This is a genomic window from Corynebacterium tardum (assembly GCF_046717785.1).
In the GTDB taxonomy this organism is placed as follows: Bacteria; Actinomycetota; Actinomycetes; order Mycobacteriales; family Mycobacteriaceae; genus Corynebacterium.
This window is the reverse complement of record NZ_CP177104.1, coordinates 2,125,459-2,150,207: the sequence shown is the minus strand read 5'-3', so window position 1 is coordinate 2,150,207 and position 24,749 is coordinate 2,125,459. Positions and strand designations below refer to the sequence as shown.

The 24,749-nt window shown below is 61.5% G+C and carries 23 protein-coding genes and 2 tRNA genes; 14 read left to right on the top strand and 11 right to left on the bottom strand.

Annotation, left to right across the window (positions count from 1 at the left end; all coding sequences use genetic code 11):
• The first annotated feature begins 68 nt into the window (after positions 1-68).
• From ACLI1P_RS10405 to ACLI1P_RS10375, 7 genes are read left to right on the top strand one after another with little or no spacing between them, the layout of a single operon-like run.
• Positions 69-1,709, top strand: coding sequence for a TIGR04028 family ABC transporter substrate-binding protein (locus ACLI1P_RS10405; RefSeq protein WP_411708823.1), 1,641 nt, complete (start codon positions 69-71; stop codon positions 1,707-1,709).
• A complete protein-coding gene (locus tag ACLI1P_RS10400; protein ID WP_411708822.1) occupies positions 1,710-2,690 on the top strand; it encodes an ABC transporter permease in 981 nt (326 codons plus the stop codon).
• On the top strand, positions 2,687-3,544 hold the full coding sequence (locus ACLI1P_RS10395) for an ABC transporter permease (RefSeq protein WP_373692299.1): 858 nt from the start codon (positions 2,687-2,689) through the stop codon (positions 3,542-3,544). Before ACLI1P_RS10400 ends, ACLI1P_RS10395 begins: the two co-directional genes overlap by 4 nt.
• A 1-nt stretch (position 3,545) precedes the next feature.
• A complete protein-coding gene (locus tag ACLI1P_RS10390; RefSeq protein WP_411708821.1) occupies positions 3,546-5,183 on the top strand; it encodes a dipeptide ABC transporter ATP-binding protein in 1,638 nt (545 codons plus the stop codon).
• Positions 5,184-5,213: 30 nt separating this feature from the next.
• Positions 5,214-6,398 (top strand): alkylhydroperoxidase domain protein, encoded by a 1,185-nt coding sequence (locus ACLI1P_RS10385; protein ID WP_296133534.1) that lies wholly within the window; start codon positions 5,214-5,216, stop codon positions 6,396-6,398.
• A 16-nt stretch (positions 6,399-6,414) separates the two neighbouring features.
• Positions 6,415-7,089: an SDR family oxidoreductase gene (locus tag ACLI1P_RS10380; RefSeq protein ID WP_411708820.1), complete on the top strand. Its 675-nt coding sequence runs from the start codon at positions 6,415-6,417 to the stop codon at positions 7,087-7,089.
• Positions 7,090-7,139: 50 nt separating this feature from the next.
• Positions 7,140-7,886, top strand: coding sequence for a GntR family transcriptional regulator (locus ACLI1P_RS10375; RefSeq protein WP_411708819.1), 747 nt, complete (start codon positions 7,140-7,142; stop codon positions 7,884-7,886).
• A 65-nt stretch (positions 7,887-7,951) separates the two neighbouring features.
• On the opposite strand, the gene ACLI1P_RS10370 is transcribed toward ACLI1P_RS10375, so the two are convergent.
• Both ACLI1P_RS10370 and pepN read right to left on the bottom strand, forming a co-directional pair.
• The gene (locus tag ACLI1P_RS10370; RefSeq protein ID WP_411708818.1) at positions 7,952-9,022 is read right to left on the bottom strand and encodes an HNH endonuclease signature motif containing protein; all 1,071 of its coding nucleotides are present in this window, start codon (positions 9,020-9,022) and stop codon (positions 7,952-7,954) included.
• Positions 9,023-9,097: 75 nt separating this feature from the next.
• The gene (gene pepN / locus ACLI1P_RS10365; protein WP_411708817.1) at positions 9,098-11,638 is read right to left on the bottom strand and encodes an aminopeptidase N; all 2,541 of its coding nucleotides are present in this window, start codon (positions 11,636-11,638) and stop codon (positions 9,098-9,100) included.
• Positions 11,639-11,737: 99 nt separating this feature from the next.
• Here pepN and ACLI1P_RS10360 point away from each other — a divergent pair, with 99 nt between their 5' ends.
• Positions 11,738-12,352: a disulfide bond formation protein DsbA gene (locus ACLI1P_RS10360; protein ID WP_296134884.1), complete on the top strand. Its 615-nt coding sequence runs from the start codon at positions 11,738-11,740 to the stop codon at positions 12,350-12,352.
• On the opposite strand, the gene ACLI1P_RS10355 is transcribed toward ACLI1P_RS10360, so the two are convergent.
• Positions 12,349-12,720 carry a hypothetical protein gene (locus ACLI1P_RS10355; protein ID WP_296134886.1) on the bottom strand — a complete coding sequence of 124 codons (372 nt, stop codon included), beginning with the start codon at positions 12,718-12,720 and terminating at the stop codon, positions 12,349-12,351. The two genes, ACLI1P_RS10360 and ACLI1P_RS10355, sit on opposite strands and share 4 nt — an antisense overlap.
• A 109-nt stretch (positions 12,721-12,829) precedes the next feature.
• Here ACLI1P_RS10355 and ACLI1P_RS10350 point away from each other — a divergent pair, with 109 nt between their 5' ends.
• Entirely contained in the window at positions 12,830-13,303 is a 474-nt protein-coding gene (locus tag ACLI1P_RS10350; protein WP_411708816.1) for a ribose-5-phosphate isomerase, read from the top strand.
• A gap of 7 nt (positions 13,304-13,310) precedes the next feature.
• Here ACLI1P_RS10350 and ACLI1P_RS10345 read toward each other — a convergent pair whose 3' ends face one another.
• Positions 13,311-14,141 (bottom strand): aldo/keto reductase, encoded by an 831-nt coding sequence (locus ACLI1P_RS10345; protein ID WP_411708815.1) that lies wholly within the window; start codon positions 14,139-14,141, stop codon positions 13,311-13,313.
• Positions 14,142-14,977: 836 nt separating this feature from the next.
• A tRNA-Gly gene (locus ACLI1P_RS10340) sits at positions 14,978-15,052 on the bottom strand.
• Positions 15,053-15,197: 145 nt separating this feature from the next.
• Between ACLI1P_RS10340 and ACLI1P_RS10335 the strand changes: the two genes are divergently transcribed.
• From ACLI1P_RS10335 to tig, 3 genes are all read left to right on the top strand, one after another.
• On the top strand, positions 15,198-15,989 hold the full coding sequence (locus ACLI1P_RS10335) for a DUF1542 domain-containing protein (RefSeq protein ID WP_411708814.1): 792 nt from the start codon (positions 15,198-15,200) through the stop codon (positions 15,987-15,989).
• Between the two features lie 168 nt (positions 15,990-16,157).
• A tRNA-Pro gene (locus ACLI1P_RS10330) sits at positions 16,158-16,231 on the top strand.
• Between the two features lie 70 nt (positions 16,232-16,301).
• Positions 16,302-17,660, top strand: a complete 1,359-nt coding sequence (tig, locus tag ACLI1P_RS10325; protein ID WP_408930919.1) for a trigger factor — start codon at positions 16,302-16,304, stop codon at positions 17,658-17,660.
• 173 nt (positions 17,661-17,833) lie between these two features.
• Here the strand turns inward: tig and ACLI1P_RS10320 are convergent, their stop codons facing one another.
• The 6 genes from ACLI1P_RS10320 to ACLI1P_RS10295 all read right to left on the bottom strand — a co-directional run bounded on the left by ACLI1P_RS10320 (position 17,834) and on the right by ACLI1P_RS10295 (position 23,299).
• The gene (locus ACLI1P_RS10320) at positions 17,834-18,415 is read right to left on the bottom strand and encodes an NADPH-dependent FMN reductase (RefSeq protein WP_408932630.1); all 582 of its coding nucleotides are present in this window, start codon (positions 18,413-18,415) and stop codon (positions 17,834-17,836) included.
• A gap of 39 nt (positions 18,416-18,454) precedes the next feature.
• Positions 18,455-18,760, bottom strand: coding sequence for a hypothetical protein (locus ACLI1P_RS10315; RefSeq protein WP_023020917.1), 306 nt, complete (start codon positions 18,758-18,760; stop codon positions 18,455-18,457).
• The gene (gene nrdF, locus ACLI1P_RS10310) at positions 18,711-19,736 is read right to left on the bottom strand and encodes a class 1b ribonucleoside-diphosphate reductase subunit beta (RefSeq protein ID WP_023020918.1); all 1,026 of its coding nucleotides are present in this window, start codon (positions 19,734-19,736) and stop codon (positions 18,711-18,713) included. Before nrdF ends, ACLI1P_RS10315 begins: the two co-directional genes overlap by 50 nt.
• A 52-nt stretch (positions 19,737-19,788) precedes the next feature.
• Entirely contained in the window at positions 19,789-21,984 is a 2,196-nt protein-coding gene (gene nrdE, locus ACLI1P_RS10305) for a class 1b ribonucleoside-diphosphate reductase subunit alpha (RefSeq protein ID WP_411709718.1), read from the bottom strand.
• A 51-nt stretch (positions 21,985-22,035) separates the two neighbouring features.
• A complete protein-coding gene (gene nrdI, locus ACLI1P_RS10300) occupies positions 22,036-22,503 on the bottom strand; it encodes a class Ib ribonucleoside-diphosphate reductase assembly flavoprotein NrdI (protein WP_411708813.1) in 468 nt (155 codons plus the stop codon).
• Positions 22,504-22,618: 115 nt separating this feature from the next.
• A complete protein-coding gene (locus tag ACLI1P_RS10295; protein ID WP_411708812.1) occupies positions 22,619-23,299 on the bottom strand; it encodes a metal-dependent transcriptional regulator in 681 nt (226 codons plus the stop codon).
• Positions 23,300-23,437: 138 nt separating this feature from the next.
• Between ACLI1P_RS10295 and ACLI1P_RS10290 the strand changes: the two genes are divergently transcribed.
• The gene (locus ACLI1P_RS10290) at positions 23,438-24,037 is read left to right on the top strand and encodes an ATP-dependent Clp protease proteolytic subunit (RefSeq protein WP_042531994.1); all 600 of its coding nucleotides are present in this window, start codon (positions 23,438-23,440) and stop codon (positions 24,035-24,037) included.
• A gap of 21 nt (positions 24,038-24,058) precedes the next feature.
• Positions 24,059-24,682, top strand: a complete 624-nt coding sequence (locus ACLI1P_RS10285; protein ID WP_411708811.1) for an ATP-dependent Clp protease proteolytic subunit — start codon at positions 24,059-24,061, stop codon at positions 24,680-24,682.
• Positions 24,683-24,749 lie beyond the last annotated feature (67 nt).

Sequence of the window (24,749 nt, the reverse complement as noted above, 5' to 3'; positions counted from 1 at the left end):
TACCGTTCGGTATGTGTTGTGTTAAATCCAGGCACACGTAAACGAACTATCTTGTGAAAGCATTTACTGTGAAAACTCTACGCTCACTCGCTGCGGTCCTTGCGGCGGCGCTGGCCGCCACGCTGGCCAGCTGCAGCGCCGCAGACCGGCCGGAGGGGGAGGACAACGTCCTGACCTACCTCGAGCCGCAATTCTTCCGCACGCTCTACCCGCCGGCGGCTGGGTTCTACCCCAACGGCGGCGTGGTCAACCAGCTCACCGACCGCCTGCTGTACCAGGACCCGGAGACCCTCGAACTATCCCCGTGGATCGCCACGGACATGCCGAAGGTCAACGCGGACGCCACCGAGTACACCTTCGACATCCGCACGGACGTCACCTACTCGGACGGCTCCCCGCTTACCGCGGAGAACGTGGTGGCCAACTTCGACCTCTTCGGCCGCGGCGATAAGGCCCGCACGCTGACGACCTCGGAGCAGATTGCCAATTACGACCACGGCGAAGTGGTGGACAAGGACACGGTAAAGTTCTACTTCACTCAGCCTTCCCCGGGCTTCCTCCAGGTCACCTCTTCCTATAACTCGGGCCTGCTGTCTGATTCGACCCTGGCCCTGGACAACGAGGGCTTTGGCCAGGGTAACGCGGTCAACGTCATCGGTTCGGGTCCTTTCGTGGTGGAGTCGGAGTCCATCGGCACCGACCTCACCCTCAAGACCCGCGAGGACTACGACTGGGCCCCGCCCGCGGTCAAGCACCAGGGCCGCGCGGCCATCGACGGCATTCACTACATTCTGGCCGCCGAGGAATCCGTGCGCACCGGCGCCGTTACTTCCGGCCAGGCCGACATTGCCCGCCAGGTCTCCGCCCCGCAGGAGCCCCTGCTCAAGGATCGGGGCATCAACATCATCGCCCGCGGCACGAACTCCATGGACAACCAGTTCGCCTTCCGTTTCAACCACCCGTTGCTGCAGGACAAGCGCGTGCGCGAGGCCATCATTCACGGCGTGAATCGCGAGGAGATCCTGCGCGTGCTCTTCTCCGATTCCTATCCGCTGGCCTCGTCCACCATGGCGGCCACCGGCCTGGGCTACAAGGAGCAGGCCGGGGCCTACACCTTTGACCCGGAGGAGTCGAAGCAGCTTCTCGACGAAGCCGGTTGGACCCCCGGGCCCGACGGCATCCGCGTCAAGGACGGCAAGCGTTTGAGCCTACGCACGAACACCGCGCTGCCGCAGCCGCGCTCCAAGGAGGTCATGACCATGGTGCAGGACCAGCTGCGCGGGCTGGGCATTGAGATCGTGGTCAACGCCGGTGACCAGTCCACGCAGAACGCGGACTCCAAGGACATTGAGAAGGTGCAGATTTACCACTCGATGGTGGGCCGCGCCGACTACGACGTCATCACCTCGCTCTACGGCATCAACAACCGCGATGCTTTCCTCAACCAGGACGAGCAGGGCGAGCCCATTGACGCACACCTGCAGGAGCTTCTCGATGCCGTCCTGGACACCCCCGACACCGAAGGCCGCAAGAAGGCCGTGGAGAAGGTGCAGGACTACATCACGGAGCAGGCCTATGCGCTCCCGCTCTTCGAGGAACCCGTGGTCTACGCCGTGCGCCCAGAGGTATCCGGCTTTAGCCCGGAGTCGGTGGCGCGCCCGTGGTTCTACGAGGTCTCTATCGATCGTTCGGATAAGGGGGAGAAATAGATGACGACCCGCCAGATTCTCAGCCGCATCGGGCAGGCGCTGCTCGTGCTGCTCATTACGTACACGGTGGCCTTCGTGCTGCTCTCGGCGCTGCCGTCGGATGCCGTGCAGTCTCGCTTCGGTGACCCCGCTCTGGGCCTGTCCCAGGCGGAGATCGACGCCATCCGGGAGGAGATGGGCGCGGATAAGCCGCTCATTGCGCAGTATTTCTCCTCCTTGGGCGGCTTCCTCACCGGCCACTTTGGCAACTCCACGCAGTCGGGTGCCCCGGTAGCAACGCTGCTTGCTGACGCCCTCCCGCATACCCTCGTCCTCGCCGCCTGCGCCATTGGCTTGGGGCTCATCGTGGCCGTGGCCGTGGCCTTCATTGCCACCCTGCCCGGCATGGGCGCGGTGGCCGCCTTCTTCCGCGGCCTGCCCTCCTTCATGGTTTCGCTGCCCGGCTTCTGGATCGGCATCCTGCTCATCCAGGTCTTCTCCTTCCAGCTGGGCTGGATCCGTGTCATTGAGCCCGGCAGCGTCGAGGGGCTTATCCTGCCCACGCTGACGCTGGCCGTGCCCATGGCCGCGCCGCTTATCCAGGTGCTCATCCGCTCGCTGGATGAAACGCAGTCGCGCCCCTTCGTCCAGGCGGTGCGCTCCCGCGGCGCCTCGGAGTCGTGGATCTTCTGGCGCACGACGCTGCGCAACTCCCTGCTGCCGACCCTGACCATGGCAGGTCTGCTCTTCGGCGAGCTCGTCGGCGGCGCCGTGGTCACCGAGACCGTCTTCGGCCGCACCGGCCTGGGGCAAATGACCGCGCAGGCGGTGGCCAACCGCGATACGCCGGTGCTCTTGTCCGTGGTGCTCATCGCCGCGACCTCTTACATCATCATCAACCTGGTCGTGGACCTGCTCTACCCGGTGCTGGACCCGCGCCTGCGCAAGGGTTCCGCGGAGCGCACGGCCGCCAGCACTGCAGAAAGGACGGTGCGCGCATGATGCACACGAAGACTCGTCCCCTGGCAGGACGCCGCCATCACCGCGCGGCGGGACAGGGCAATCCCTGGCTCGCGCCGGGCTCAATTATCGCCATCGTCATCCTCGCCGTGGCTTTCCTCGCCGCGCTGGTGCCGGGGCTGTTTACCTCGGCCGACCCGTACGCCGGCACGGACGTCGCCCTGCTGTCCCCAGGCCAGAACGGCCACCTCATGGGCACCGACGCGGTGGGCCGCGACCTCTACGCCCGCGTGGTCTACGGCGCGCGGCAGTCGCTGCTGGGCGCGCTCATCGCGGTGGCCGTCGGACTCGTCGTCGGCACGCTCATCGGCCTTATCGCAGGCTCGCTGCGCGGCGTCGTCGACACCATCCTCATGCGCGTCGTCGACGTACTCTTGTCCATCCCGGGCATCCTGCTGTCGCTGTCCATCATCATCGTGCTGGGCTTCGGCTCCGTGCAGGCGGCCGTCGCCGTTGGTGCGACGTCCGTGGCCACCTTCGCGCGCCTGGCGCGCTCCCAGGTCATCACCGTGGCCAACGCCGAGTACATCGAGGCCGCCTACGGTGCTGGTGCTACCCGCGCCACGGTGCTGCTGCGCCACATCCTGCCCAACTCGCTGACCCCGGTCATCGCGCTGGCCACGCTGCAGTTCGGCACCGCCATCCTGCAGCTGTCCATCCTCGGCTTCCTGGGCTACGGCGCCCCGCCGCCCACCCCGGAGTGGGGCCTCATCATCGCCGAGGGCCGCGACTTCATGGCCACCGCCTGGTGGCTCATCATCCTGCCCGGCATCGCGCTCGTGGCCGTGGTGATGTCCGCCAACCGCCTGTCCCAAAACTTCCCCGTGGAGGCCTAACATGTCTGAACCTAAGAACGCAGCGCAGCCGCTGCTTGCCGTGCGGGACCTCAACGTTTCCTATGCCACCGGCCGCGGCGACGTGATGGCGGTGCAAGGCGTTAACCTTGCGGTCCACCCAGGCCAGATGACCGCCATCGTGGGCGAGTCCGGCTCCGGCAAGACCACCTCCGCCATGGCCACCATCGGCCTGCTGCCCTCCAACGCCACTATCGGCGCCGGCACCATCACCTTCGCCGGCCGTGATATCACCTCGCTGGGCCGCCGCGAGTGGCGCGAGCTGCGCGGGCGCCGCATCGGGCTCATCCCGCAGGACCCGAACAATTCCCTCAACCCGCTGAAAACCATCGGTGCCTCGGTGGAGGAGGGGATGTCCATCCACGGCATCGGCAGCGCCGCCGAGCGCAAAGCCCGCGCGCTGGAGCTGCTCGAGCGCGTCGGCATCGACGATCCGGAGCGCCGCTACCAGCAGTATCCGCACGAGCTATCGGGCGGCATGAAGCAGCGCGTGCTCATCGCCGCCGCCGTGGCGCTGGAGCCGGAGCTCATCATCGCCGACGAGCCAACCTCCGCCCTAGACGTCACCGTGCAGAAGATCATCCTTGATCTTCTCGATGATATGCGCGCTGAGCTGGGCATGGGCATCCTCTTCATTACCCACGACCTGGCGGTGGCGGGCGACCGCGCCGACCGCGTGGTGGTCATGGAATCCGGCCAGCTGCGCGAGGAGGGCCTGGCCGCCACGGTGCTGACGAATCCGCGCCACGACTACACCAAGCGCCTGCTTGCCGACGCCCCCTCGCTCACCGTCGCCGACGTTGCTCGCACCGGCGCAACCACCCCACGCGCCACCGGTGAACCATTGGTGCGCGTGGAGGGCCTGACCCAGCGCTTCGGCGACTTCACCGCCGTCGACGACATCTCCTTCACCGTGGCCAAGGGCTCCACGCACGCTTTGGTGGGCAAGTCCGGCTCCGGCAAGACCACGACCGGCCGCAGTATCGCCATGTTCAACACCCCGACGGCCGGGTCCATCACCGTGGGCGGGCGCGACATCGTGGGCCTGCGCGGCAAGGCCCTGCGCGAAGAGCGCAACAACATCCAGCTGGTCTACCAGAACCCCTACGGCTCCCTGGACCCCAAGCAGTCCATCGGCCAGACGGTGGCGGAGCCGCTGCGGAACTTGAAGGGGGCGTCGGCAAGCACGGCGAAAGCCAAGGCCAAGGAGTTCCTGGACCTGGTGGCGCTCAACCCGGACTACTACGACCGCCGCCCGCGCGAGCTCTCCGGCGGCCAGCGCCAGCGCGTGGCCATTGCCCGCGCCATGATCGTGGAACCGGAGCTGGTCATCCTCGATGAGGCCGTCTCCGCGCTCGACGTCACCGTCCAGGCCCAGATCCTGCGGCTGCTAGCCAGCCTGCAGAAGGACCTCGGCCTGACCTACATCTTCATCTCGCACGACCTGGCCGTGGTCAACCAGATTTCGGACACCGTCTCCGTGCTCTCGCACGGCAAGCAGGTGGAATCCGGGCCGACAGAGCAGGTCTTTAGCAACCCCCAATCGGAGTTCACCCGCCAGCTTCTCGACGCCATCCCGGGCTCCCGCTACCGCGCCGGCGACCTCAACCTGGGTCTGTAGCCTGGGGCCAGAAGAAGAAAGGATTAACTCATGGCAGACATCATTGACCTCTTGGCAGAAGCCGGCGACGTAGCCCAGCTGCGTGACCGCCGCCCCGAAGCCAAGGAGAACGCGCAGGCCTCCTTCTCCGCGCTGCTCGAGCCGGACGAACCCGGCACGTTCAGCTATGCGGAGCGCTACGCCATCGCGACCTTTGTGGCCGGCATCTTCCAGGCTCCTCGGGCGGTGGAATTCTACTCCGACCTGCTGGCGGAGGAATCGGAGGAGCTCGCCGCAGAAATCGCCCGCGCGGTCGAGCGCGGCAAAACCACCGGCCCGTACTCCGGCGGCGGCTTCACGCTCTTCGACGGCTCCCCGCGCCTTGCGGCTGCCCTCGACTTTGCCCACCTGCTTACCTTCCACCCCAAGGACGCCTCCCCGGCGGCCATCGGTCACCTGCAGGCGGCCGGTTGGTCCGACGATGACATTGTGACCTTGGGGCAGCTGGTCAGCTTCCTGGCTTTCCAGCTGCGCGTGGCGCACGGTCTGTCCGTGCTGGCGAGCTCCGCACCGTCCGCGCTGGAGACGACCAACCCGCGACCCGAGCAGACCCCGGAGTGGGAGCCGGGCGAGGGGACGCTGGTGCCGGACGTCGTCAAGCCTGGGCGTTTCGTCGCCCACTCCCTGGGCTGGAAGCCGTGGGTACCGCCGCAGCCCAAGGAGGAGTTCACGGACGCGCAGCGCGACGCCCTGATTAAGCCCGAGCGCATCGACATGGAGTACTTCCGCCTGCTGGCCCGCGACCCGGCCGCGCTTAAGGCGCGCACGAAGACGGACCTGGACATCTTCTACAACACCGATGGTGGCCTGGGCCGCGCCGAGCGTGAGCTGGCTGCGACGGTGGTCTCCCGCTTCAACGGTTGTGAGTACTGCGCGTCGGTGCACCAGCAGCGCTCCAAGGAAGAGGGCGGTGATCCCGCGGCGATTGATCGCCTGCTCGATGAGGGCGTTTCCGCTGACCTGGGCTCGGAGCAGTGGACCGCCATCCGTGACGCGGCGCTGGCGCTGACCGCCTCGCCCTTTGGGTTCACCTCCTCCCACGTGGAGCGCCTGAGTGAGGCCGGATTCGATACCCTAGCCATCATCGACGTCATCAACTCCTCCGCGTTCTTCAACTGGGCCAACCGCCTGATGCTGACGCTGGGGGAGCCGGACGTGCCGAAGCGCTTCCGCTAACTGAAGGAGAAAAATCATGTTGAAGACTGCTGTCGTCACCGGCGCTACCGGTGGCATGGGTGCGGAGATCATCAAGGACTTGGCGCGCGACCACCGCGTGTACGCACTGGGGCGCAGCGCCGCCGACCTGCCGGAGGCCGAAAACATCGTGCCGGTAGCCATCGACTTGCTGGCGCTTCTCGACGACGCACCGCTTCCCACCGAGCTCGCGTCACTCGAGCGCGTGGACGTGCTGGTGCACGCAGCCGCGCGTGCTGAGAAGAAGTCCGTGGACAGCGCCCGGCCTGCAGATTGGCGCGCGCAGATGGAGCTTAACGTGCACGTTCCGGCCGAGCTGACCCGCCGGCTTTTGCCCGCGCTGCGCGCGGCCGAGGGCCTTGCGGTGTTCATCAACTCTGGTGCCGGTATCCACTCCTACGGAGACAACGTCATTTACGCCGCCACCAAACACGCGCTCTACGCGCTTGCCGACGGCCTCCGCCTCGGCGAGCTCGGCATCCGCGTCTCCACCGTCGCGCCGGGCCCGACGGATACCCCGATGTTGCAGGGCCTGCAGGACTACAACCCGGAGCACGTCATCGCCCCGGTGGAGGTGGCCAAGGCCATTCGCGCCACCGTCGATGCTGGGCCGACGACGCAGCTGACGGAGATTCGCGTGCGCCCGCGCATCGAGCTGAATCAGCGGAAGTAAGTTGTTCGCTCAAGATGCGAAACTCATGGGGCGCGGTTAAGTTGTGAGACGTGTCAAACTCTCAACGCCGACGCCCCGCCTACCTGGTGATCGCGGACTCGCTGCGGAGCAAGATTGAATCCGGAGAGCTGCAGCCGGGCGACCGCTTCCCCACGGAGAGGGAGCTGGTTCAGAAGTACAACGTAGCGCGCATGACGGTGCGCCATGCACTGGACATCGTGCAGATCGAAGGACTCATCGACCGCAAGCGCGGCCGCACCGGCGGCACCTTTGTGCGGGCTACGCCGCCGACGCTGAGCCTGACCAGTGGGCGCAGCGCGCTTGAGCAGTTGCGCGAGCGCGGGCTGGACGTCTCGGTGCAGGTGCTCTCGCTGGACCTCATCGAGGCCCCGGGGCACCTGGCCACGGCGCTGGGCATCGACGAGGGCAGCAGCGTGTGGGAGGCCCGGGCGGTGCACATGTCCGAGGGCTCGCCGGTCATGGCCTCAACTCTGCTGATGCCGCAGAGCCTTGTCCCGAGCCTCACGGAGAAGCAGCTGGAGACCCCGCTGTCCACGCTCCTGCCGGAGCTGGGGCTAAAACCGGTGTTTAAGCGTGATTCCCTCATGGCCGCGACCGCGCGGACGGAGGAGCAGAAGGTGCTCGGCGTGGGGCGCACCCAGCCGGTGCTGCGCATTACCCGCACCATCAAGACCGCGGATGGCGCGGTGGCGGCACAGCTGGAGGAAACGCTGCGCCCCGACGCCGTCTCCGTGGAGGTCGAGCTTGGACAGGATCCCTCGCCGTCCCTCGACTAAGGCACGCCGAGTAGCCCGTCAACCTGGTGTGGTTGGCGGGTTTCGTTGCGGCTCTGCCCAGGCGCTTAGCCTGGGGGTTGTTCTGCGTTGAGTCTGGTGAGGGCTTGTTGGTATTCGGGTGTGGCGGTGATTGGTGCTCCCCAGGGTGGGATGTAGCCGATTCCGTCTTTCATTCTGAAGACGTAGCCTCTTCCGGTGGGTTTGTTGGGGTCGTCGTCGTTGATGCCGTTGTGATAGGCGCACAGGAAGGTCAGGTTCTTGATGTTGGTGAAACCGCCTGCCTGCCAGGGGATGATGTGGTGGACCTGGCAGTAGTCGGCCGGCTTGTTACACCCTGGGCGTGAGCAGGTTTGGGTTTCGGCGCACAGGGTGAGGCGTTGTTTCCAGTTTGCGTGGCGTTCAACTCGGTAGGAGTTGATGGGTCCTTCTACTGGGTGGGTAATGGTGACGTAGCCAATCTCTGCAAATTTGTGGGTGAGGAATTCCGCCCCGGTCATGCGGGCCCCGTTGGTGAGTTGGAGTTCGATTTCGTCGCCGTCGCCGTTGATGATGCGGTCGAATTCGTCGAGGGTGACGACGACTTGGGCGTGCACCGCGGGCCTGGTGCCGGTGTTACCGCCCAGGATGACGGTTGTGGCGGCGTCGAGCAGGTTGGTGGGGTTGACGGATTCGAGGGTGCCGCGGATATCAGCAATGACTGTTGGGGTGTCGGTGATGGTGACGGAGTTGGGGCCTTGCTTGCGGTAGGTAAACCGCACACCTGGCTTGTGTTCGCGTTTCTCCTTAAGTTCTTTAAGTCTTTTTACGGCGACTTCGCGGATTTTGTGGGCTGGTGTGGCGGCAAGCCGTGCGCGGAGGTTCCAGGCGTCGAGTTCTTTCTTGACCCGGGAGGCGTAGGACTCAATAAGTGTGAGGATGCTCAGGCCGTGGGCGTTGTTTTCGGCGGCGGTGCGGGCTTTGCGTTGTTTGCCGGTGAAGCGGGTGGGGCCGAAGTAGATGCGGTGCAGGCGGGCGAGTTCTGCGGCGTCGGCTGCGTCGGCGCCGAGCGCGCGGAGTTTATCGGGTGAGCTGGATGCGTGTTCCACTAGCGCGATCCCCGAGTTGCGGTAGTGGAAGTAGGTTTCTAATACCCCCATGGGCACTGAGGTTAAAGCACCCCGAGGGACCCCGCAACCGGAGGAACAAAAGCACCGGTTGCGGGGTGGAAATGCTTAACCGCGGTCGACGGCGCGGTTGCGCAGGGCGCGGGCGGTGCGGTCGCGCTGCTCGGTCACCGCGCGGCGCAGGCCGCCGGGCAGGTCGCGGGACAGGAACTCATCGGCGCGGTCGAGGGTCTCCTGGCTGACATCCCAGCGCGGGAAGAGCCCTGTCACCGTGGTCAGGGCAATCTCGTTGGACTGTGCCGACCAGATCTTCTCCGCCACGTCGAAGAACTCCGCGCTCGGCAGAAGCTCGTCGGAGCCGACGAAGGTGAGGCCCGCCAGCTTGGACGTCAGGTCGCGGTTGCCCAGCTCGCCGGCGACAATCTCGTCCCACACCGCGCGCTTGTTGTCCTCGGTGTTCACGGCAGCCAGGGCCTTGAGAGAGGCCTGGTGGCCCAGCGCGGTGTTATCGCGCTTGAGTTCCTCGGCCACCGCCGTCATGGCGGCGCCGGCGGCTTCGGGACCGGTGACGTCGGCAAGCGAGCCATCAGCAATGAGCGTGGTTAGCGCCTTCCAGCGCAGCCCCGCATCCGCGGAGGTCTTCAGGAGGTCCTGGAGGAAGGCACGGGAGGCGTCGTCAAGCGCAATGCCCGCCAGCGCCTGGGTGAAGACGATGGAGCGCTCGGTGTCGTCAGTACGCGCGCCTTCAAGGAGGGCCTGGGCAAGCTGCCTGTCTTCCTTGGCCCACTCCGGGTCCGCGTAGGTGGATTGGGCGGTGGCGGCCTGGGAGAGGATGCGCTCCAGCACGGCGAGCTCGGTCTCCGCCGCAGCACCCCGGGCCACGAGCGCCACGAAATCGCGGGCGCGCATGGACCCGGCACGGGTCATCTCCCACGCGGTGGACCAGCACAGGGTGCGGGCCATGGGGTCGGTGAACTTCTCAATGTTCTCCAACAGGAACTGGAGGGAATCCGCGTCCAACTCGATGAGGCAGTAGGTCAGGTCATCGTCGTTCGGCAGCACGAAGTCGATGTCCGCCAGCGGGCGGCCGATGAGCTCCGGGATCTCGGTGGCTGCGCCCTCGACATCCATCTCGATGCGCTCGGTGCGCGCCACCTTATCGCCCTGCAGGGCGTAGACGCCGACTGCCACGCGGTGCGTGCGCAGGGTGTCGCCGGATTGGGTGAGGTGAGCCTGCGTGATGGTGCCGGACTCGTCCGTCTCCAACGCCACGCCCAGCGTGTTCACGCCTGCGGTCTTCAGCCACTGCTGCGCCCAGAAGGACAGGTCGCGCCCCGAGGCCTCCTCCAGGTGGCGCAGCAGATCCCCGAAGGTGGCGTTGGACCACTGGTGCTCCTGGAAGTGGCGGCGCACGCCGGCCAGGAAGTTCTCGCGGCCCACATAGGCCTGCAGCTGTTTAAGCACCGACGCGCCCTTGGCGTAGGTGATGCCGTCGAAGTTCTGCTCCACGGTTTCGATGTCGGTGGCATCCGTGGAAATCGGGTGCGTGGTGGGCAGCTGGTCTTGCTGGTAGGCCCAGGCCTTCTCCACGTTGGCAAAGGTCACCCACGCGGTGTCGTACTGGGTTTCTTCCGCCTGAGAAATGGCCGCGGACCACGTGGCGAAGGACTCGTTGAGCCACAGGTCGTCCCACCACTGCATGGTGACCAAGTCACCGAACCACATGTGGGCTAGCTCGTGGAGGATGGTGTCCGCGCGGCGCTCGTACTTGTAGTGCGAGGCCTTCGAGGTAAACACGTATTCATCACGAATGGTCACGCAGCCGGCGTTCTCCATCGCGCCCGCATTGAACTCTGGCACGAAAATCTGGTCGTATTTGCCAAAGGGGTAGGCAAAGCCGAAGTTGCGGTGGTAGAAGTCGAATCCCTGCTTGGTCTCCGTAAACAGGCGCTCGGCGTCGAGGGACTCCATAAGCGACGGGCGGCAGTAAATCCCCAGCGGCACCTCCACGGTCTTCGCGGGCGAGCCCTCCGGGTGCTCCGCCAGCGTGCCGGTCCACGTATCCGTAACACCCACGTACGGGCCCGCGCACAGTGCCACCAGGTAGGTCGACAGAGGGTAGTCCACCGTAGCGCGTACGGTGTTGCCTGAACGCGTAATGGGGGAGTTCGTAATCACCGTCCAGTGCTCCGGAACCTCAAAGCTCAGCGAGTACGTGGCCTTCAAATCCGGCTGGTCAAAGCAGGCGAAGACGCGCTTGGCGTCGGCGGTCTCGAACTGGGTGTAGAGGTAGGCTTCGCCGTCGACGGGGTCCACAAAGCGGTGCAGGCCTTCGCCGGTGCGGGAGTAGCGAATCTTCGCCACCACCTTGAGCTCGTAGGAGGCTACCTGCAGGCCCGACAGGGGGATGCCGTAGGTGGGGTCGTAGGCGTCGACAGGCAGGGGCGCGCCATTGAGGCGGACCTCGAGGAGTTCGTCGCCGCGCAGGTCAATAAACGTCGAGCCGGCTTCAGTGGCACGGAAGTTCACCACGGTGGTGGAGGTGAAGAACTCCTGGCCGGTGAGGTCGAGAGCGACGTCGTAGTGCTCTACCTCCAGCATGGCCGAGCGCTGCTGGGCCTCCTCGCGGGTGAGGTTGATCGAGGTCATAGGGTGCATCTCCTCCTATTCGGTGGCTTGGTCTCTGCACTAGCGTAGTCGCGCGCCTAGGGTGGGGTGCCACAGACTGCACAACCAAAGGAGATCAATGTGGCTCAATCCGTAACGTTCTGGTTCGACTGCACCTGCCCTTTCGCGTGGCTGACCTCGCGTTGGATTAAGGAAGTGGAAAAGGTCCGCGATATTGAGGTCACCTTTGAGCCGATGTCCTTGTCCGTGCTCAACGAGGGCCGTGACCTGGACGCGGGCTACATGGAGATGATGGAGGCCAACTGGGGTCCCGCCCGCGTGGCCGCCAAGATTGCCGTGGAGGCCCCGGAGAAGGTCGATGAGTTTTACACCGCCATGGGCACCCGCATCCACACCGAGGGCCAGGGCGGCAAGAAGGGCTTCGGCGCGTACGACGCCATCATTGAGCAGGCGCTTGACGACGTCTCCCTGCCCGCCGACTTCGCCACCGTCGCCAACACCGACGAGATGGACGACACGTTGAAGAAGTTCCACAACCGCGGCATCTCCGAGGTGGGCGATGAGGTCGGCACCCCGGTGGTGAAGTTCGGCGATACCGCCTTCTTCGGCCCGGTGATTACCCGCGTGCCCACCGGCGAGGAGGCGGGCGAGCTGTTCGACGCCTCCGTGCGCCTGGCCCAGTTCCCGTACTTCTTCGAGCTCAAGCGCTCCCGCACGGAGGACCCGCAGGTTTAGTGCGTGCGGTTGCGCATTGCCGCCGCGATGACGCAGACTAGGACGATTGGCGTGAGCACGAAAGCAGGAAGTCCCGCGATGTTGATGATGGGCAGATAGCTCTGCGCCTGGTATTCCTCCCAGGCTGCGGCTAGCCACGTGGCCCACGACGCACCCGCAAGTAGCGCGAGGACGCCGGCGGTGATTCCGCCGGCGGTTCGTGGCTTATGCAGGAGCCACCACAGGCCCACGCCGAGGTGGGCCAGCGTCATCACTGCGGTCAAGAGAAGTGGCAGGATAAAGACGTTGTCGGTGAAGAAACCGGCGGCGAATAAACCTGCGCCGACAAGGATTGCGCCGACGTAAAGGGCACAAACACGAGTGTTCATGGACATAGCGGGGTCCTTCCTTGGGAGTAGACGTGCCCCACCATATCAATTTTGAGTTATTGCTAAAACGGGTCGGCGGGCGTGTTCGCTGACCGGTAGGATGTGGGCCATGCGCGTTTATTTAGGAGCAGACCACGCAGGGTTCGAGACGAAGAACGTCATTGCCGAACACTTGAAGAAGCAGGGCCACGACGTCATTGACTGCGGAGCCCACGAGTACGACGCCGAGGATGACTACCCGGCATTTTGCATCGAGGCCGCGCTGCGAACCGTCAACGATCCGGGCTCGCTGGGTATCGTGCTCGGCGGCTCCGGCAACGGCGAGCAGATTGCCGCCAACAAGGTCAAGGGCGCGCGTTGCGCCCTGGCGTGGTCCCCCGAAACCGCGCGCCTGGCGCGTGAGCACAACAACGCCCAGCTCATCGGCATCGGCGGCCGCATGCACTCAGAAGAGGAGGCGCTGGCCATCGTGGATGCTTTCCTGGATCAGGAATGGTCCCGCGCCGAGCGCCACCAGCGCCGCATCGACATTCTCGCCGAATACGAGCGCACGAACATTCCTCCGGAGACTCCGGAGGCTTAAGCTCGCGCTAGTCGTTCATCTCGTTCGGGTGGGGGCCGCCGCGGCCCTCTTCCCCGAGGTCGAGGTCGGTGATGGCGGCCATCTCTGCGTCGTCAAGCGCGAAGCCAAACACGTCGAAGTTCTGTGCGATGCGCTTCGGGTTCTCCGACTTCGGGAACACGATGACTCCGTTCTGCAGGTGCCAGCGGATGATGACCTGGGCGGGGGAGACGCCGTACTTCTCGGCGGGCTCGGTGATTTCCGGGAGCTCAAACAGGTCAGTCTTGCCCTGGCCCAGCGGGCCCCACGCCTCAATCTGCACCTTGTGGGAGCGGAAGGCATCGAGCTCGCGCCAGCGCTGCAGGTAGGGGTGCAGCTCCACCTGGTTAATCACGGGGGTCTCATCAGTCTGGGTCTCCAGCTTGTCCAGGTGCTCCAGCTGGAAGTTGGACACGCCGATGGACTTCACCTTGCCGGCCTTCTTGAGCTTAATGAGCTGCTTCCACGCCTCGACATAGGTGTCCTTCTCCGGGCACGGCCAGTGGATAAGGTACAGATCCACGTAGTCGAGTCCGAGCTTCTCCAAGGACTCATCGAGTGCTGCGGCCGCATCCGTCTGGCGGTCGTTCCACAGTTTGGTGGCAATAAATAGCTCCTCGCGCGGAATGCCGGACTTGGCAATCGCGCGGCCCACGCCCTCCTCGTTGCCGTAGATGGCAGCGGTGTCGATGTGGCGGTAGCCCACCTTCAGGGCCTCAGCAACCAGCTCTTCGGTCTTGTCCGCGTCAATCTTGAAGACGCCGAAGCCGAGCTGAGGGATGGAGTTTCCGTCGTGCAGTTCGATAGTAGGTACTGTCATGCGGCCCACTCTACGCAGGGCATGGACATCCGTGCAGAAGGGGAGCGCTAGAAAGTGTGTCTAGCGCTCCGAGATAGTACAGATGAATACTGGAGGAGCGGTGGGGGTTTTCTGTAAGTGCTATCTGTGCTGTCGAATGCCCTGCCTTAGCGTCGGCTGGTGATGTAGCTTCCGTAACTTCTGAAAGCTATCTCCACGCGCCAAGGGGGTGCAAAGCGACACTGGTGGGCGGTATGCGGAGGTGCCTTCCGGTGACAGTTTTGTAAATTGCAGCGCGTTAGGAGAGACGTCTGGCTCGGGGTCCATTGCCGGATCCCGTGCGTTTATCTATGTCAATGGAGCCGGATTATATGCAAATCACGCGCAGGTAAGGTGGCGCGGCGTCTTTAATCTAAAAACTCCATGGAAATTCGTCAAGCTGCACCATTTCTCCACAATCTATTTCCCGGGCCGCTACATTTCGTTAAATTTGAACACTGACACCATCAAGGCAAACACCGATGTTTGTGGTAGGTACACCAAAACGGGGAAACTTCTCCGTGGGCGTGCATCACGATGAAACCATAGGGAGACTAAAAGTGAGCTTCGGCGTAATTGAGCTAATTCCACTAGTTATTCTATTGGCAATAGTAGGAATCGTGTTCTTAATCTCTCGGCGTAATAAAAAGGACAAGGACTAGAAGCGTTGGAGAGTTTCTTCGATTTAGCGCTACTCCCGCTGACTTACTGGGCGGTGGTTCGGTCAGGAATGGGAAACGGGTAGAGACGGCACACTTGAATCTAAAAATTCTAAAGCCGCACTAGCTACCTAAACTAGGTGCTCAGTGCGGCTTTTGTGGAGGGAATGACGGGAATCGAACCCGCGTCTTCAGCTTGGAAGGCTGAGGTATTAGCCACTATACGACATTCCCACGCGCTGAAAATCAGCGTGCTCACTACCTTAGCGCAAGGACGTGCCGAAGCGAAAATGGGAACTTTAAGCTGCGGTTGTGCGTTGAGATCGATAGATTAGCCGTACTCAAAATCTCTATTGGATGTGATGCTTTCGTGGGCCCCATGTTGCTCATTCTTGTTGTTGTCGGTGGCGCCGCCGCAGTCCTGTCCTCCCGGAGTGGGAAGAAGCAGAAGGAAGTGCGTGAATCCCAGCGCTTCGACGATGCGTATGCGGACGCGAAGCGATGGATCGAGCGCCTGGGTGGCCAGGTGATGAACCTCAGCGGCACGGACACTGCCTCCCAGCAGGCCATGGCGGATGCCTCGGAGCGTTTTACCGCCGCCAACTCCGCGATTTCCCAGGCCAGCACGGTCAAGCAGGCGCAGCTGGCCCGCGAGTCCGCGCTGGAGGGTCTCTACTACGTGGCCGCCGCCCGCGACATTATGGGCATGAACCCCGGCCCGGAGCTGCCGCCGCTGGAGGGCCAGCGCCAGGCGGGCAAGGTGACGGAGACCCGCACGGTGGAAGCTAATGGTGAGACCCTGACGGCGTCGCCAAGCGCATCTGCACAAACCCCGAACTACTACCCGGGTGGTGTGGTTGCGGGCCGCCCGGTGCCGGCCGGCTGGTACTCCCGCCCGTGGTGGGCAGACGCGTTGACCACCGGCGTGTGGATGATGGGCTACTCCATGATGTTTAACGCCATGTTTACTGGCATGGCGGGCGTGGGTTACTCCGCGGCCGCGGCAGAAAACGGTGACTGGGGCGGCGACATGGGCGGTGCCGAGGGCATGGACGGCGGCGACATGGGCGGCGCGGATGCCGGTGGTGACGACGGCGGCGGGTTGTTTGACGGTCTCTTTGGGGGAGACGGCGGCGACGGTGGAATGTTTGACTTCGACTTCGACTTCTAACCGCCAATTCCCCCGATGAGCTGGGGTAACAGGCTCTAGCTGGGGGCCGGTGTTGGGGTGTTTACGCGCCTATCGGTACACTAGCCTCCAGTATGAAGCGCAGCTGCGCGCGGCACGTGATACTCCGCATCGTCGGAGGGTAGCGGCCACGCGTGGAGGCCATCCATACGGGGCGTGGCGCAGCTTGGTAGCGCACCTGCTTTGGGAGCAGGGGGTCGCAGGTTCAAATCCTGTCGCCCCGACGTATGGGGGCCTGGAATGCATCCAGGCCCCTTTCATTTTTTTAAACGATCACAATCAGGAGAGTTTCTCGTGAAGACCACCGTAGACAAGCTGAGCGATACCCGCGTCAAGCTCACCGTCAACGTTCCGTTCGCTGAGCTGGACAAGGAAATCGCTCAGGCCTACGCGGCGATCGCGCAGCAGGTTTCCATCCCCGGCTTCCGTAAGGGTAAGGCACCGCGCCAGCTTATCGACGCTCGCTTTGGCCGCGGCCCGATCCTCGAGCAGGTTGTCAACGACATGCTGCCGTCCCGCTACGAGCAGGCTGTGGCGGAAAATGACCTCAAGGTCATTGGCCAGCCGGAGATCGACATTGCCAAGCTGGAGGACAACGACTTCGTCGAGTTCACCGCTGAGGTTGACGTGCGCCCCGAGTTCGAGGTGCCGGACTTCTCCACCCTCTCCGTGACCGTTCCGGAGCTGTCCGTCTCCGACGAGGACGTGGACAAGGCCCTCGAGGACCTGGCTTCCCGCTTCGGTGAGCTCAAGGACACCAAGCGCAAGATGAAGACCGGTGACTTCGCCGTCATCGACATCACCACTGAGGTTGACGGCACCGCCCTGGATGAGGCTTCCCACGAGGGCCTGTCCTACCGCATCGGCGACGACAGCCTGATGAAGGGACTCGATACTGCCCTGCGCGGCATGAAGACCGGCGAGGACAACGAGTTCACCACCACCATCCAGTCCGGTGAGCACGAGGGCGATGAGGCCACCGTCAAGGTTCACGTGCAGCAGACCAAGGAGCGCAAGCTGCCGGAGCTGGATGATGAGTTCGCCATGATGGCCTCCGAGTTCGACACCATCGAGGAGCTGCGCGAGGACACCAAGTCCCGCGTGGAGGAGACTAAGAAGTCCGAGCAGGCAGCCGCCATCCGTGACGAGGTCCTCAAGGCCGCGCTTGCCGACGTTGACTTTGAGCTCCCCACCTCCGTAGTGGACGAGCAGGTTCACGCTCAGCTGCACCAGGTCATGGGCCAGCTGGCCCACGATGAGAAGGCACTGGCACAGCTGCTCGAGGCGCAGGGCACCACCCGTGAGGAGTTCGACGCTGAGGCACGCAAGTCTGCCGAGGAGTCCGTGCGCACCCAGCTCTTCCTCGATGCCTTGGCAGAGCGCGAGGAGCCGGAGGTGTCCCAGCAGGAGCTGACGGATCACATCCTGTTCACCGCCCAGTCCTATGGCATGGACCCGAACCAGTTCATCCAGCAGCTGCAGTCCAACAACCAGCTGGGGAACCTGTTCTCCGACGTCCGCCGCGGCAAGGCCCTGGCTATCGCCATCTGCCGTGTCGACGTCAAGGACGAGGCAGGCAACAAGGTGGATGTTGACCAGTACTTCGGTGAAATCGAAGAAGAGGACGCTGCAGAAGCTTCCGAGGAGAAGTAATCTCCCGCTTGTAACGCGCTGCTGCCACATGTGTGGTGGCGAGCGCGCATGAAACCCCGGATTCAGGTAACTCAAGGATGAGCCTGAATCCGGGGTTTGTGTCATTGTGAACGCCCTCTAGGAGTCCTTGCGTACTTCGTAGAGGGCGTGATGGGTGTTGGCTGGGGATACCGCTAGCCGTTCTTGGCTCTAAAGGCCTCGTCGGTCAGCTGCAGGAAGCGCATAACGTAATCCTTGACAAAGTCTGCGGTACGTTGATTGAGATGTCCGGACTCTTCGAAAAGGGTGGGGGATTGGCCCAGAAATACTTCGGGCTGACCAGGGAGCGGCATATCGAAGTAGGACAGGGCGAGGCGAAGGTTCTTCTGTGAACTGTAGCCGCCCATGCGGCCTACAGAGTGGCTAATGATACCTGCGGGAAGGTTCTTCCACGCCACATCTGAGTTGGGTTTAGAGCCGATGTCCACTGCGTTTTTGAGGCAGGCGGGGATAGTGCGGTTGTTCTCTGGCGTAATGAAGAGGATCCCGCTCGAGTTCTTGATGGTCTCGCGAAAGGTGGTGTACTCAGCCGGAGTGGGCTTGTCCGTGACGGCGGGGTCATCGTAGTCGAAGTCATAGAGCGGCAAGTCACGGATTTCCACGATGTTTGCCTCATAGTCTTCAGGGATCATCGTGAGCACCTCGTGTGCAATCTTGCGTGCAAATGACCCTCGCCGCAGGCTGCCGACGATAACGCTGATACGTGGGGTGGTCATGGTAAACCTTCTTTCTTAGTTGGGTGTAGGGAGACGTGGTCAAGGGAGAAAAGGCTTGCAGCCAAAGGCCGGTGGTGGGCCGGCAGCGTGGGCGGCGGTGAGGAAGCCATCTACTTTGTCTCCTTCTTCATGGCGGAAGTACAGTTCGATGAGTCCTAGAAGCCCCCCGAGGACGGCCTCTCGTGCGGCGGATGTATTCAAAAGCCGCATGGCTGCGGGTTGGTTTCCTTCGCGGATGGCTTCAAACAGCGCGATGGTCTCAAGCCAGCTTCCTTGGTCTGGTCGCGGAAAAGGCTTAGAAATCCCAGTCATCATCACTCGTTTCTTCAGCAGTACCAATGACATAGGAGGAACCAGATCCGGAGAAGAAGTCATGGTTCTCATCTGCTCCGGGGGCTAGGGCCGCGAGGATTTCTGGGTTCACTTCCGTTTCTTCGGGCGGGAAATAATCTGGGTAGCCCAAATTCATGAGTGCCTTATTGGCGTTATAGCGAACGAACACGGCTACATCATCCATGAGTCCCAAAGGCTCATATAGCTCGCCGGAATAGTCCAGCTCTAGTGCATAAAGCTCTTCGAGCAAAGAAATGGTGAAATCATGCATCTCCTTCTGCCGTAGCGGGGTCGTGGATTCCAGACCGCGCTGATATTTGTAACCCGAGTAGTAGCCGTGCACTGCCTTGTCACGCAGAATGAGGCGAATCATGTCTGCCGTATTTGTCAGAGTGGCGTGGACAGAAAAGTGCAAGGGAAGATAGAAACCCGCGTAGAGAAGCAGCGAGGAAAGCAGCGTCGATGACACCTTGCGTTTGAGTGGATCCGGCCCAAAATAGTGCGCGAGCACTTTCTTGGCGCGTGCCTGGAGAAGGTCGTTATTCACCGCCCAGCGGTATGCTTCATCAATTTCCTTTGTACTGCTCAGGGTAGAAAACACTGAAGAGTATGAACGGGCATGGACTGACTGCATGAAGGCGATGTTGGTATACACGGCCTCCTCGTGTTCGGTGCGGGCATCTTGAATCTGACAGATTTCACCCACGGTGGCCTGGACAGTATCCAGGGTGGTGAGTCCCGTGAACACCCGCATGGTGAGGTTGCGTTCCTCGGGTGTCATCTTCTGCCACGCCGGGAGATCATTAGAAAGCGGGACCTTCTCTGGCAACCAAAAGTTGGCGGTGAGACGGTTCCACACTTCAAGATCCTTGTCATCGCTCACCCGGTTCCAATTGATGGCGCGGATGCGGGCTGAAGGATCATGCCGGTAGCTCGGCGGAGTAACTGAAATGCTGGTTAGTTCAGCACTATTCGATGTTGAAGACATAGCTTCTTTCTTTCTGAGTGAATGGTTGTGGACAAGGGGGAGGACCGTGCTCCTACAAAGCACAGGAGACGCAGCCTTCGACCTCGGTTCCTTGGAGCGCGGATTGGCGTAAACGGATGTAGTAGAGGGTCTTGATTCCGGCTTTCCAGGCATAGATTTGTGCCTTGTTGATGTCCCGCGTGGTGGTATCAGCGGTAAAGAACAAGGTCAGGGAAAGCCCTTGGTCCACGTGTTGGGTGGCCACGGCGTAGGTGTCGATGATTTTTTCGTATCCCACGGCGTAGGAGTCATCGAAATACTCCAGGTTGTCGTTGGTCATTTCCGGCGCGGGGTAGTACACGCGCCCCAAGCGGCCCTCCTTGCGTATTTCAATTTTGGAGGCAATTGGGTGGATGGACGCGGTGGAGTCATTGATGTAGGAAATTGATCCAGTGGGTGGAACTGCCTGCAAGTAGGCGTTGTAGATGCCGTCGCGCATCACTTGATTCTTGAGCCGTAGCCAATCCTCGCGTTGAGGAATCTGCACGCCTGCTTCATGGAAGAGCTGTTTTACGTGTTCAGTGGCTGGCGCCCAGTCTTGGTCGATGTATTTGTCAAAGTAGGCGCCAGTGGCATAGGTGGATTCTTCAAAGCCTGTGAATCGTTGACCTTTTTCAACCGCGAGTGCATGGGATGCGCGGAGCGCATGGTAGGTCACCGTGAGGAAATAGATATTTGTAAAGTCCAGTGCCTCGGCGCAGCCATAAGGAATACGCTGTGAAGCAAGGAAGCCGTGGAGATTCATTTGGCCCAGACCAATGGCATGCATGGAAGCATTTCCGTGAGCGATGGAAGGAACAGCTTCGATATTCGTCAGGTCTGAAACCTTCGTGAGGGCACGCACTGCGGTTTCGACGGTCTCCCCGAAGTTCGGCGATTCAAAAGCCTTCGCAATGTTGAGCGAACCTAGATTGCAGGAAATATCCTGGCCAACGGTGGTGTAGTCACCCGAAGCTCCGTAGGTGGATGGCGTGTTGACCTGGAGGATTTCACTACACAGGTTGGACATATTGATATGTCCTTTGAGGGGATTAGCGCGGTTGACCGTATCCTCAAAGAGGATGTAGGGGTATCCGGATTCAAACTGAAGCTCAGCCAGCGTGGTGAAAAACTCGCGGGCCTTAATGGTCGTGTGAGAAATTCGCGGATTGGCAACCAACTCGTCGTAGTACTCGGTGATGGACATGTCAGACATGGCTACGCCGTACTCGCGAGCGATGTCATACGGGCTAAACAGATGCATATCTTTGTTCTCTTTGGCCAGCTGGAAGGTTATATCTGGAATAACAACCCCCAGCGAAAGAGTCTTGATGCGGACTTTCTCATCGGCGTTTTCCCGCTTGGTATCTAGGAAGCGAAGAATATCTGGATGGTGCGCATGCAGGTAGACGGCTCCAGCGCCCTGCCGGGCGCCCAATTGGTTGGCATAGCTGAAGCTATCTTCGAGAATCTTCATGACTGGGACTACGCCGGAAGCCTGGTTCTCAATCTTTTTGATCGGGGCTCCGGATTCGCGCAGATTGCTCAGCAACAAGGCCACTCCACCACCGCGCTTTGAAAGTTGCAGTGCAGAGTTCACGCTGCGGCCAATGCTCTCCAAATTGTCTTCGATTCGCAGGAGGAAGCAGGAGACCATTTCGCCGCGCTGGGCTTTGCCTGCGTTGAGAAAAGTAGGGGTGGCGGGCTGGAAGCGTCCGGTCATGATGTCATCCACCAGCTTTTCTGCGAGCTCTTCGTCGCCCTGTGCAAGGTATAAAGCTGTGGTGGCGACACGTTCTTCGTAGCCTTCTAGGAATCGGGAGCCATCAAAGGTTTTCAGTGCATATGAAGTAAAGAACTTAAACGCGCCGAGGAAGGTGCGGAACTGGTGCTTAGCTCGATGAGCTCTGTCGTACATGGCGCACAGAAAGGCGTCATCATAAAGCTCAAGGAAATCCCGCTCGTAGTACTCGTTATCAACCAACCATTCCAAGCGTTGCTTGGTGGAATCGAACTGATGCATGCGGGGAGCGACATGGTGCGTGACATAGTCTTGTGCTGCCTGAATGTCCTTGTCAAACTGGATTTTTCCAGAAGCGTCGAACAAGTTCAGCTGCGCGTTGAGTGCGTGGTAGCTCTTGCGCTTGCCGACACCGCCGGCATTGTCTGCTGAAGCGGTGCGGGGCGTAGCGCCAATAGTCTGTGTGGGGGTGGCATCAAGAGGCCACATTGTGTTTTCCAATCTGTGTGATGCGGATGTGTTCTTCATCTTGTGGGGGGATTAATGGGGTGTCATCGTTAGCTGCTTTTGCTGCTCCCAAAACTTGTGAAGGCCCTGTTTTACGGCGGCAATGTCTCTCTGGGTGCCGAGAAGCTCGAAGTGATACAGCTCCGGTACGTGGCACTTGGCGGAAATGATGCGTCCGGCGACGCAGTAAGCACTTCCGAAGTTGGTATTCCCTGAGGTAATAACGCCCCGGATAAAGGAGCGGTTGATTGGGTCATTGAGGAAGTCGATGACCTGTTTGGGGACTGCGCGTTTGAGCGAGCCGCCGCCGTAGGTGGGAACGGTGAGTACGTACGGGTGTGAAACCTGGATCATCCCGGTTTTCTTGGGGCGCAGTGGAATGCGCACCGCGGGTCTATCTAAGCGTTCGACGAATCTTTTCGTGTTTTCTGAAACGCTGGAAAAGTACACCAAATCTGGTGAGTCTGACATGGCAATCCTGCTCATCCTGGCCTTAGCCATAAGTGGGATAGGTGATATTCGAAAAGACTAACTACGCAATGCCGTAGTTGCAACTACGGTCTAACGTAATTTTGAAAAGGGCAGGTGAGAGCAGGATTAATGCAAAGGGGAAGGTCTAAAGGTTGTTGTGTGCTACAAACACTGCGTCGGTAGCTGGGCGTCCAAGTACTACCCACTGAGTGCTGCCGGCCACCTGTATTTCGAGAGAATCTGAAAAGGGCGCTCCCTCGCGCGTGCTAAGAACAGCCCCAGTGACAATGCCGCGCTCTTCAAGGAACTTCAGCAGTTGTGGGTCGGAATCAGAAATGCGTTCCACGGTCACCTGCGATTGTGCACCGCTGTCGGTGAGGCGATGCGCACTGGGGATTGTGATCTGTCCATCAACCGTAGGGATAGGGTCGCCGTGTGGATCCCTAGTGGGGTAATTGAGGAACTCATCCACGCGCTCTATGAGCATGTCAGATACCGCGTGTTCAAGATTTTCGGCTTCATCATGGACCTCGTCCCACGTATAGTCCAATGCTTGAACCAAAAAAGACTCCAGCAATCGGTGGCGGCGCACCATGACCAATGCGTACTGCCTGCCAAGTTTGGTTAATTCCACAGAGCCATAGGGCGTGTGTGACACAAGCCCTTGCTTCGTCATTTTGCGCACTGCGTCGGAAACCGAGGAGAGCTTGAGCCCTAGTTGTGCCGCAATAAGGGTGGCGGTTACGGGCTCGGATGACCATTCCTTTAGCCCCCAGATAGCTTTCAAATAGTTCTGGGTACTGGTGGACAGCTCAGAAACAGACATGAGTAAATGTTAACCCAGCTTCCGTATGTGCCTTTGGCGCTGTGTCCCAACGCTCATAGCGAACAGAGGCCAAGTTTGAGAGGAATGCCGGTAAGGTGGGGCCAGTTAAAGCATTCTTCACTTGAAGGAGAACCACTAATGTCTGAGAAGATTTCAATGAACTCGTCGTCTACGGGTATGAATCTGAGCGATAGCGTGTACGAGCGCCTGTTGCGCGAGCGCATTATCTTCCTGGGAACCCAGGTCGATGATGAGATTGCGAACAAGCTTTGCGCCCAGATCCTCCTGCTGTCTGCCGAGGACCCCACTCGCGACATTTCGCTTTACATCAACTCCCCGGGTGGCTCTGTCACCGCGGGCATGGCCATCTACGACACGATGAAGTACTCGCCGTGCGATGTGGCTACGTATGGCATGGGCCTGGCTGCCTCCATGGGGCAGTTCCTTCTCTCCGGCGGCACCAAGGGCAAGCGCTACGCTCTGCCGCACGCGCGCATCATGATGCACCAGCCTTCCGCTGGTGTCGGTGGTACCGCAGCTGACATCGCCATCCAGGCTGAGCAGTTCGCGCAGACCAAGCGTGAGATGGCTGAGCTCATCGCTGAGCACACCGGCCAGACCTTCGAGCAGATCACCAAGGACTCTGACCGTGACCGCTGGTTCACCGCCCAGCAGGCCAAGGAGTACGGAATTGTCGACCACGTCATCGAGTCCGTCAACGGTCCTATCAGCAACTAGGGAACAAGGAGCCTTAATACAATGTCTAACCTTCAGATGCCTTCTTCCCGCTACGTTCTGCCAGAGTTTATTGAGCAGAACGCGCAGGGATCCAAGACCACCAACCCCTACTCCAAGCTGTTTGAGGAGCGCATCATCTTCCTGGGCACCCAGGTCGATGACACCTCCGCCAACGACATCATGGCGCAGCTGCTGGTGCTGGAGTCTCAGGACCCAGACCGCGATATCACGATGTATATCAACTCCCCGGGTGGCTCGTTCACCGCGCTGATGGCTATCTACGACACCATGCGCTACGTCCGCCCGGACGTGCAGACCGTGTGCCTGGGCCAGGCTGCCTCCGCCGCCGCCGTGTTGCTCGCAGCCGGCGCTCCGGGCAAGCGTGCCGCGCTGCCGAACTCCCGCGTGCTGATTCACCAGCCGCGCACGCAGGGCACGCAGGGCCAGGTCTCCGACCTGGAGATCGAGGCCAACGAGATCGAGCGTATGCGCCGCCTCATGGAGGAGACCCTGGCGGAGCACACCGGCAATACCGCGGAGCAGGTCCGCATCGATACCGACCGTGACAAGATCCTCACCGCCCAGGAGGCAGTGGAGTACGGCCTCATCGATACCGTCTTTGACTACCGCAAGCTGAACGCCTAATTCAGCCGCGCCAGAAAGCGCGTTGCCCCGCCTTCCCGGATGATTCCGGGGGCGGGGCTTTTCACAT

Bases quoted from the DNA above. Each gene is read 5' to 3' on its own strand.
- ACLI1P_RS10400 (WP_411708822.1), top strand. From the start codon at position 1,710: ATGACGACCCGCCAGATTCTCAGCCGCATCGGGCAGGCGCTGCTCGTG.
- ACLI1P_RS10395 (WP_373692299.1), top strand. From the start codon at position 2,687: ATGATGCACACGAAGACTCGTCCCCTGGCAGGACGCCGCCATCACCGC.
- ACLI1P_RS10390 (WP_411708821.1), top strand. From the start codon at position 3,546: ATGTCTGAACCTAAGAACGCAGCGCAGCCGCTGCTTGCCGTGCGGGAC.
- ACLI1P_RS10385 (WP_296133534.1), top strand. From the start codon at position 5,214: ATGGCAGACATCATTGACCTCTTGGCAGAAGCCGGCGACGTAGCCCAG.
- ACLI1P_RS10380 (WP_411708820.1), top strand. From the start codon at position 6,415: ATGTTGAAGACTGCTGTCGTCACCGGCGCTACCGGTGGCATGGGTGCG.
- ACLI1P_RS10370 (WP_411708818.1), bottom strand. From the start codon at position 9,022: ATGGGGGTATTAGAAACCTACTTCCACTACCGCAACTCGGGGATCGCG.
- pepN (WP_411708817.1), bottom strand. From the start codon at position 11,638: ATGACCTCGATCAACCTCACCCGCGAGGAGGCCCAGCAGCGCTCGGCC.
- ACLI1P_RS10355 (WP_296134886.1), bottom strand. From the start codon at position 12,720: ATGAACACTCGTGTTTGTGCCCTTTACGTCGGCGCAATCCTTGTCGGC.
- ACLI1P_RS10350 (WP_411708816.1), top strand. From the start codon at position 12,830: ATGCGCGTTTATTTAGGAGCAGACCACGCAGGGTTCGAGACGAAGAAC.
- ACLI1P_RS10345 (WP_411708815.1), bottom strand. From the start codon at position 14,141: ATGACAGTACCTACTATCGAACTGCACGACGGAAACTCCATCCCTCAG.
- ACLI1P_RS10335 (WP_411708814.1), top strand. From the start codon at position 15,198: ATGTTGCTCATTCTTGTTGTTGTCGGTGGCGCCGCCGCAGTCCTGTCC.
- ACLI1P_RS10320 (WP_408932630.1), bottom strand. From the start codon at position 18,415: ATGACCACCCCACGTATCAGCGTTATCGTCGGCAGCCTGCGGCGAGGG.
- ACLI1P_RS10315 (WP_023020917.1), bottom strand. From the start codon at position 18,760: ATGTCATTGGTACTGCTGAAGAAACGAGTGATGATGACTGGGATTTCT.
- nrdF (WP_023020918.1), bottom strand. From the start codon at position 19,736: ATGTCTTCAACATCGAATAGTGCTGAACTAACCAGCATTTCAGTTACT.
- nrdE (WP_411709718.1), bottom strand. From the start codon at position 21,984: ATGTGGCCTCTTGATGCCACCCCCACACAGACTATTGGCGCTACGCCC.
- nrdI (WP_411708813.1), bottom strand. From the start codon at position 22,503: ATGGCTAAGGCCAGGATGAGCAGGATTGCCATGTCAGACTCACCAGAT.
- ACLI1P_RS10295 (WP_411708812.1), bottom strand. From the start codon at position 23,299: ATGTCTGTTTCTGAGCTGTCCACCAGTACCCAGAACTATTTGAAAGCT.
- ACLI1P_RS10290 (WP_042531994.1), top strand. From the start codon at position 23,438: ATGTCTGAGAAGATTTCAATGAACTCGTCGTCTACGGGTATGAATCTG.
- ACLI1P_RS10285 (WP_411708811.1), top strand. From the start codon at position 24,059: ATGTCTAACCTTCAGATGCCTTCTTCCCGCTACGTTCTGCCAGAGTTT.